The sequence below is a fragment of the uncultured Wocania sp. genome (assembly GCF_964021735.1).
In the GTDB taxonomy this organism is placed as follows: Bacteria; Bacteroidota; Bacteroidia; order Flavobacteriales; family Flavobacteriaceae; genus Wocania_A.
In genome coordinates this window covers 1-8,783 of the sequence record NZ_CAXIBN010000126.1, presented here as the reverse complement: position 1 = coordinate 8,783, position 8,783 = coordinate 1, and the positions used below count along the sequence as shown (strand labels likewise).

The 8,783-nt window shown below is 33.8% G+C and carries 5 protein-coding genes; all 5 read left to right on the top strand.

All coding sequences use genetic code 11. The features are described from left to right. Nucleotides 1–593 (top strand): hypothetical protein (locus tag AADI82_RS11090; protein WP_341216504.1); only part of this gene is annotated, 593 nt, incomplete at its 5' end. Nucleotides 594–604: 11 nt separating this feature from the next. Further along, complete coding sequence (locus AADI82_RS11085; protein WP_341216503.1) at nucleotides 605–1,840, top strand: enolase C-terminal domain-like protein; 1,236 nt, start codon at nucleotides 605–607, stop codon at nucleotides 1,838–1,840. Nucleotides 1,841–2,095: 255 nt separating this feature from the next. Further along, entirely contained in the window at nucleotides 2,096–4,393 is a 2,298-nt protein-coding gene (locus AADI82_RS11080) for an NADP-dependent malic enzyme (protein WP_341216502.1), read from the top strand. Nucleotides 4,394–4,476: 83 nt separating this feature from the next. Next, nucleotides 4,477–5,058, top strand: a complete 582-nt coding sequence (gene ruvA / locus AADI82_RS11075; RefSeq protein WP_341216501.1) for a Holliday junction branch migration protein RuvA — start codon at nucleotides 4,477–4,479, stop codon at nucleotides 5,056–5,058. A gap of 6 nt (nucleotides 5,059–5,064) precedes the next feature. Beyond that, nucleotides 5,065–8,783: cell surface protein SprA (gene sprA / locus AADI82_RS11070; RefSeq protein WP_341216500.1), on the top strand; the 3,719-nt coding region annotated here is incomplete at its 3' end.

Genomic DNA, 8,783 nt, shown 5'->3' with positions numbered 1-8,783 from the left:
TAATTTTAATGAGTACATCAATAAATTCATACATAAAAGCCCAAAAGGTAAAGCTAATAGCACCTCAAATAGATCAATTAGAATGTGGTTATGGTATGTATATTCATTTCGGGATAAATACATTTAATGAGATTGAATGGTACAAAGGAGATTTATGCTCAAGTACTTATAATCCTACAGAACTAGAAGCTCTTTTTTATTGGTGCACAGCAAACAATAATGTGCTCATTGTAAATTCATCGTCAAACCAAACAGGAAAAATCAGAACCAGTGAAAGGTTCAGAATTTTAGAACTTGCAGATCGTTTAGGTATTCGAGGAGGTGAAAAGAAACATCTAGGAGATAGTTTCTCCTCCATTCGTGTTTTTAAGATAAAAGAATACGAGTTACAAAATTACAACAATGAAAAATGGAATACTTTTTATACTGGAGATCTTATAGGAGCCTGTAAAACAATCAATCTTCCAGAAAAAATTAACGCAAGCAAAATTAGATTGAACATATTAAAATCTGATGGACTATCTTCTATTAGTCATTTTGCAGTTTCGAAGAATTCTACAGTAGATATATCGAAAAATAAAACTATAAAATAAATTTCAATAGAATGAATCAAACAATAACAATAACAAAAGCCTACTCTTCAGATACCCAATTCAAACTTAAAGATGGAGCTGGATCAGATGCTGTACACACAACGCCTATATACGCTTACGCTGTTTGTAAACTTAAAACAGATAGTAAGTTAGAGGGTATAGGATTGGCATTTACATTAGGTATGGGGAATAATCTAGTTTGTCAGGCAATAGATTATTTGGTAAAACATGTTGAAGGTAAAGAAGTTAATGAACTCATGTCTAACTTTGGAGCAACCTACAAAGCGATGTCAGACGATCCTAATTTTAGATGGTTAGGACCTCATAAAGGGGTGGTGCATTTAGCATTGTCCTCTGTTGTAAATGCTTGTTTCGATCTTTGGGCGAAATCTAAAGGTGTCCCGCTTTGGAAATTATTAATAGATTTACCTGCCGAAGCGATTGTGAATACATTAGACCTTTCTTATTTAGAAGATGTGATGACGAGAGAAGAAGCACTTAGTATTCTCAAAAAATCATCAGAAACCAAAAAAGATAGAGAAGGAATTCTAAAAACTGGTTACAAAGGCTATGACACCTCAATTGGATGGTTTAATTATAGTGATGAAAAGATAAGGGAAAATATAGGAAAAGCTATGGATGCTGGTTTTACAGCAATGAAACTAAAAGTAGGTTCTGCAGATATTGAAAGAGATATAAGAAGAGCCCATTTGGTAAGAGAAGTCGCAGGAGATAAAGCAACTATTATGTTGGATGCCAACCAACAATGGAATTTACCAAAGGCCATTGAAATTTGTTCTCAATTAAAAGAGATAAATCCCTATTGGATAGAAGAGCCTACGCATCCAGATGATGTGGAAGCCCATGTTAAACTAGCAAATAAGATAGCGCCTTTAAAATTAGCTATGGGAGAGCATGTCCCTAATAAAATTATTTTTAAAAATTATTTACAATCTGGCTGTATGAGTTTTAATCAAGTAGATGCAGTTAGGGTTGGTGGTATTTCAGAATTTATTACCATTAGTTTAATGTCTAAAAAATTTGGTGTACCAGTAGTGCCTCATGTTGGAGATATGGGTCAAATTCATCAGCACTTGGTATTATTTAATCATATTTCAATTAATCATGAAGCTATATTTTTAGAGCATATACCACATTTACAAACGCATTTTAAAAACCCTGCAAAAATAGTTAACGGTTATTATCAAGTGCCTCAAGAAGCTGGAATGAGTAGTGACTTAAAATAATTCGTTTTTTGAGGGTATATTATTAATCTTTAATTTTAAAAGCTTTGGAAATAAATACAGGTATTTTTAATTAGGCTTTATGTTTAAAACAAATATCAATTTTTTAAAAGAGTAGTTGTTTAGCAAATAGGATTATTATATTTGTCAGTTAAATAATAAATATAACTGTCATTCTTGCGAAATCGAAGATTCATGAATTCTTTAATTTAAATATGAATCAATGAATAAAGCGGAAATTTTAATAAATCAATCCATATGAGCGAAGAAAGTAAACGAAGAGAGGCCCTTATATATCATGCAAAACCAACTCCTGGAAAAATAAAAGTTGTTCCAACCAAAAAATATGCAAGCCAAAGAGATTTGTCTTTAGCCTATTCACCAGGTGTAGCAGAGCCTTGTTTAGAAATTGAAAAGGATAAAAATAACGCCTATAAATACACAGCTAAAGGTAATTTAGTGGCTGTAATTTCAAACGGGACTGCCGTTTTAGGTTTGGGTAATATTGGTCCAGAAGCCTCTAAGCCAGTAATGGAAGGAAAAGGCTTATTATTTAAAATTTTTGCAGATATCGATGTATTTGATATTGAGGTAGATACTGAAAATGTTGATGAATTTATTCAAACAGTAAAAATGATTGCGCCTACATTTGGCGGGATTAATTTAGAAGATATTAAAGCACCCGAAGCTTTTGAAATAGAACGTCGTTTAAAGGAAGAGTTAGATATTCCTGTAATGCATGATGATCAACACGGAACGGCAATTATTTCTGCTGCAGCTTTAGTTAACGCTTTAGAAATTTCCAAAAAGAAAATTGAAGACGTAAAGATTGTAATTAGTGGGGCAGGAGCTGCTGCCATTTCATGTTCAAGATTATACCAAGCTTGTGGAGCAAAGCGCGAAAATATGGTGATGCTTGATAGCAAAGGGGTTATAAGAGATGATAGAGAGAATTTATCTACAGAAAAAGCCGAATTTGCAACCCACAGAAAAATTGATACGCTTGATGAGGCCATGAAAGATGCCGATGTTTTTATTGGTCTATCCATGCCAGATATTGTAAATTCTGATATGCTTTTAAGTATGGCAGATAACCCAATTGTTTTTGCCATGGCTAATCCAGATCCAGAAATAAAATACAATATCGCAGTAGCAACTCGTAAGGATATTATTATGGCAACAGGGAGAAGTGATCACCCTAACCAAGTCAATAATGTTTTAGGCTTTCCATTTATTTTTAGAGGGGCACTAGATGTGCGTGCAACAAAAATTAACGAAGCTATGAAGATGGCAGCTGTTAAAGCTTTAGCGCGTTTAGCTAAAGAACCTGTGCCAGAACAAGTAAATATTGCTTATGGCGAAACACGCTTAACCTTTGGTAAAGAATACATTATTCCAAAACCTTTCGATCCGCGTTTAATTGCCGAAGTGCCACCTGCAGTTGCAAAAGCAGCTATGGAAAGTGGCGTAGCAAAAGAGCCTATTACAGATTGGGAAAAATATAAAGACATCCTTAGAGAACGTTTAGGTTCGGACAACAAATTAGTGAGATTATTGCTTAATAGGGCAAAATTAAATCCTAAACGTGTAGTTTTTGCTGAAGCAGATCAGTTAGCGGTTCTTAAGGCAGCACAAATTGCTTATGAAGATGGTATTGCTTTTCCTATTCTATTAGGACGAAAAGAGACCATTCAAAATCTGATGAAAGAAATAGAGTTTGATGCCGATGTGCCAATCATTGATCCTAAAACAGAAGAAGAAAACCCACGTAAAGATAAATATGCAAAAGTATATTGGGAACAACGCAAACGTAGAGGTATAACTTATTATTCAGCACAAAAATTAATGCGAGAGCGTAATTATTTTGCAGCAATGATGGTTAGCGAAGGTGATGCCGATGCGCTAATTTCAGGCTATTCTAGAAATTACCCAACCGTGGTAAAACCTATGTTGGAGCTTATTGGTATGGCAAAAGGAGCTACAAGAATTGCTACTACAAATGTGATGATGACTAAAAGAGGACCGCTTTTTTTAAGTGATACTTCTATTAATATTGACCCGAGTGCTAAAGATTTAACAAAGATAGCACAAATGACATCTCAAGTTATTAAAATGTTTGGTATGCAACCAGTTATGGCAATGACATCGTATTCTAATTTTGGGTCGTCGCAGCATATTAATGCATCAAAAGTACGAGAGGCTGTGTCCTATTTACATCGTCATTTTCCTGATATGATTATAGATGGCGAGTTGCAAACCGACTTTGCTTTGAATGATGAAATGCTTCGTGAAAAATTTCCTTTTTCTAAACTAGTAGGTAGAAAAGTAAATGCACTAATATTTCCGAATTTAGATTCAGCAAATATTACCTATAAATTATTAAAAGAGTTAAATGATGCACAATCTATTGGACCTATAATGATGGGTATGCGCAAACCTGTGCATATACTTCAATTAGGAGCTAATGTTGATGAAATTGTTAACATGACAGCTATTGCAGTAATTGATGCGCAGCATAAAGAAAAATGGGAATTGGAAAAGGCGAATGCTAAGTAGTCTGAAGCTATTAGATTCAAGCGGTAAATACTTTTAAATGCAAATAATTTTATTACATTTGATTGACTAAGATATAGGGATTTATGATAACACATATTCAAGGAAAACTTACCGAAAAAAATCCAACTAGTGTTGTTATTGATTGTCATGGAGTTGGTTATATGCTTAACATTTCATTACATACTTACTCTCAAATTCCAGACGGTGAACATTTAAAATTATACACGCACCTACAAGTAAAAGAAGACTCTCATACGCTTTATGGATTTTCGTCATTAGCAGAACGTGAAATTTTCAGATTATTAATTTCTGTAAGTGGTATTGGTTCTAGTATTGCGCGCACTATGTTGTCCTCATTAACACCAAAACAGGTTAGAGAGGGTATTGCAGTTGGTGATGTAGCACTAATTCAATCTATTAAAGGTATTGGAGCAAAAACGGCGCAACGTGTAATTATAGATTTGAAAGATAAAATTTTAAAGATTTATGATATTGACGAAGTTTCTGTTTCAAAAGACAATACCAATAAAAATGAAGCGTTATCAGCTTTAGAAGTTCTTGGTTTTGTAAAGAAGCAGGCAGAACGCGTTGTGGATAAAATTATAATGGCGCAACCCGATGCTAATGTTGAAACCATTATAAAACAAGCTTTAAAAAATTTATAACAGATTTTGAATATAACTAACCCAAATTTTTATAAATCGATTAAACATTACTTTTTTTTAGTTTTTGTATTGCTGTTTTCTTTCTCAGTTTGGTCTCAAGAGCCTGTACAAGATTCTGTAAAAACAGGGTTTAGTTTAGGGAAAATAAAAGCTCCAAATCCTAATAGTGTTGAATCTAAATATACATTCGACCCTGTAACAAATCGTTACATTTATACCGAAAAAATAGGAACTTACAATATAAAATATCCAGTTATTTTAACACCAAAAGAGTATTATGCTTTGGTGGCAAAAGAAAACTTAAAAGCCTATTATAAAGAAAAAATTGATGCATTCGATGGTAAGAAAACAGGTGCTAAAAATGGGCAAAAAAACTTAATACCAGAGTTTTATGTTAAATCTGATTTTTTTACCTCTATCTTTGGTAGCGATACCATTAGTGTGGTTCCGCAGGGTTCAGTAGAAATGGATTTAGGGGTTTTATTTTCAAAACAAGATAACCCTTCATTTTCACCAAAAAACAGAAATAATTTTACTTTCGATTTCGATCAGCGAATCAGTTTAAGTTTACTAGGTAAAGTAGGTACTCGATTACAAGTAACCGCTAATTATGATACTCAGGCGAGTTATGATTTTCAAGATATTATTAAATTAGAATACACACCAACAGAAGACGACATCATTCAAAAAATAGAAGTTGGTAATGTAAGTATGCCATTAAACAGCTCATTAATCACTGGAGCGCAAAGTCTTTTTGGTGTTAAAGCACAGTTGCAGTTTGGTAAAACAACGGTTACAGGGGTTTTTTCTGAACAAAAATCGCAGTCCAATAGTGTCGTAGCTCAAGGCGGAGGAACTCTTGAAGAATTTGATAAATTCATTCATGATTATGATGAAAACAGGCACTTCTTTTTAGCTCAATATTTTAGAGATACTTACAATACAGCATTAGAAACGTATCCGTATTTAAATAATAAAGGTTTACAAATTACAAGACTTGAAGTTTGGGTAACCAATAGAAGTAATAGAACCGATAATGTTAGAAATATTGTAGCGCTTCAAGATTTAGGAGAAACCAATGTAATAGGTTTGCAAACACCCCCAGCAGGTTTTGTAAATGCAGCTCCAGGTGCTATTCCAGATAATACAAATAACGATTTCGATCCAACAGCTATTGGCTCAACAAGTGTGCTTACAGAAGCTGTTAGAGATGTAGCAACCGTTCAATCGGGTATTTTAGTATCTAATGTTAGTGAAGGATTCGATTATGCAAAATTGGAAAATGCACGTAAATTAATAAACAATCAAGAATATAGTTTAAATAAAGATTTAGGGTATATTTCGTTAAATCAGCGTTTAAATAATGATGAAGTATTAGCGGTTGCCTTTCAATTTACAATTGGCGGAAAAGTGTATCAAGTGGGTGAATTTGCAAATGATGGTGTTGATGCTACCGATGTAACAACCAATGGATTAGGACAAGTTACTGGAGTTACTAACAAAAATTTAATTTTAAAATTATTAAAAAGTAGTATTACTAATGTGAATCAACCTGTTTGGAAGTTGATGATGAAAAACATTTACGAAACGGGTGCTTATAATTTAAGTCAAGACGATTTTAAGTTGAATATTTTTTATAACGAAGCCTCACCTTTAAACTTTATTTCACCAGTTGGTAGTACACCGTTCCCAACTCCTAGTCCGAGTGAAAAGCCTCTAGGAGAAAGCACATTACTTCAAGTTTTTAGCTTAGATAAATTAAATTTCAATAACGACCCACAAACAAATGGTGATGGTTTTTTTGATTTTGTACCAAACATAACCGTGTTGCCACAAACGGGAAGAATAATATTCCCAAGTGTTGAACCCTTTGGGGAATATCTTTTTGATAAATTATCGCTAAATGCTAGTGAAGATTATGATAATGATGCGACGTATAACGAAAACCAAACAAAGTATGTATACGATATACTTTATAAAAGCACAAAAACTGCAGCTTTAGAAGAAGTTGAAAAAAATAAATTCAAATTAAAAGGACGTTATAAGTCTGCTGGAGGAGGCGGTATCCCCATTCCGTTTGGGGCAGCGAGAGGCTCTATAACGGTTACCGCTGGTGGTCGTGTTTTAGTTGAAGGGGTCGACTATGTTGTTAATTACGCTTCAGCAAGAGTGGAGATTTTAGACGAAGCCTTAAAAGCATCCAATACACCCATTAATGTGTCTTCTGAAAACAACGCGGTTTTCGGTCAGCAAACAAGACGTTTTACAGGTATAAATGTAGAACATAAATTCAACGAAAATTTTGTTTTAGGTGCAACACTTTTAAACCTAAATGAGCGTCCAATTACTCAAAAAGCAAATTACGGTTCAGAGCCTATAAACAATACTATTTTTGGCTTTAATGGTAACTACTCAACCAAAGTTCCATTTTTAACACGATTGGCAAACAAATTACCAAATATTGATACCGATGTAGAATCTAATTTATCGGTTAGAGGTGAGTTTGCTTATTTAGCTCCTGGTGCCCCAAAAGGGACAAACCTTAACGGAGAAGCGACATCGTATGTTGATGATTTTGAAGGTTCGCAAGGAAGTATTGATTTAAAATCGCAACAATCGTGGTTTTTGTCAAGTACACCGTTTGATCCCAGTTTAGGATATGTTGATGTTACAGATCCAAACAGTCCTTCAAATTTGCAAAACGGCTATCAAAGAGCATTACTAAATTGGTATACTATCGATCCTATTTTTTATAGCGCTAGAAGACCTGATGATATTTCGGATGATGATGTATCTGATTTATTTACAAGTCGTGTATTTATAAATGAACTATTTCCGGATAGAGAATTAGTTCAAGGTCAAAATTCTGTGCTTTTCACTTTAGATTTGGCGTATTATCCATCAGAAAGAGGGCCTTATAACTTTAATCCAGCTGCAAATGGTAATACACTTAATAATCCGCAACAAAGTTGGGCAGGAATTACGCGTCAATTAACATCAACAGATTTAGAGCAAGCCAATGTAGAGTATATCGAGTTTTGGTTACAAGATCCGTTTCAAGAAAATCCAACAAATCCAGGCGGTAAATTAGTTTTTAACTTAGGAAATATTTCTGAAGATGTTTTATCTGATGGAAGGAAACAATATGAAAATGGATTACCAGATACTTCAAATAATGCGTTTACAACAGAGACATCCTGGGGAAAAACACCAGGAAATCAATCTTTAATCTATGCTTTTGATTCTCAAGGGCAAGATAGAATACTTCAAGATATTGGTTACGATGGTTTAAATGATACAGATGAAAGCACTAAGTTTCCAGATTTTGCAGGATTAGAAGATCCAGCGAATGATAATTACAGATATTTTTTAGATACAGAAGGCGATATTTTTGAGCGTTATAAAAAATATAATGGTGTTGAAGGCAATACACCTGATACGTTTACAGATACCCAAAGAGCTGCTAATACACAACCAGATGCCGAAGACATTAATCGTGATAATACCATGAATACGATTAATAGTTATTTTGAATACGAGCTAGATATTACACGTCAAAATTTGCCAGAATCGGAAGCAGATTTTGATAATATACCAGATAGCAATCCTTTAAAAGATTTTCTAAGAGACTTTAAAAACAGACCAAGATTGCTACCAAACGGAGACACAAAAGATGTGCGCTGGTATCAATTTAGAATTCCAGTTCAAGGAAGTCATGTAACTTC

Bases quoted from the DNA above. Each gene is read 5' to 3' on its own strand.
- AADI82_RS11080 (WP_341216502.1), top strand. From the start codon at position 2,096: ATGAGCGAAGAAAGTAAACGAAGAGAGGCCCTTATATATCATGCAAAA.
- AADI82_RS11085 (WP_341216503.1), top strand. From the start codon at position 605: ATGAATCAAACAATAACAATAACAAAAGCCTACTCTTCAGATACCCAA.
- ruvA (WP_341216501.1), top strand. From the start codon at position 4,477: ATGATAACACATATTCAAGGAAAACTTACCGAAAAAAATCCAACTAGT.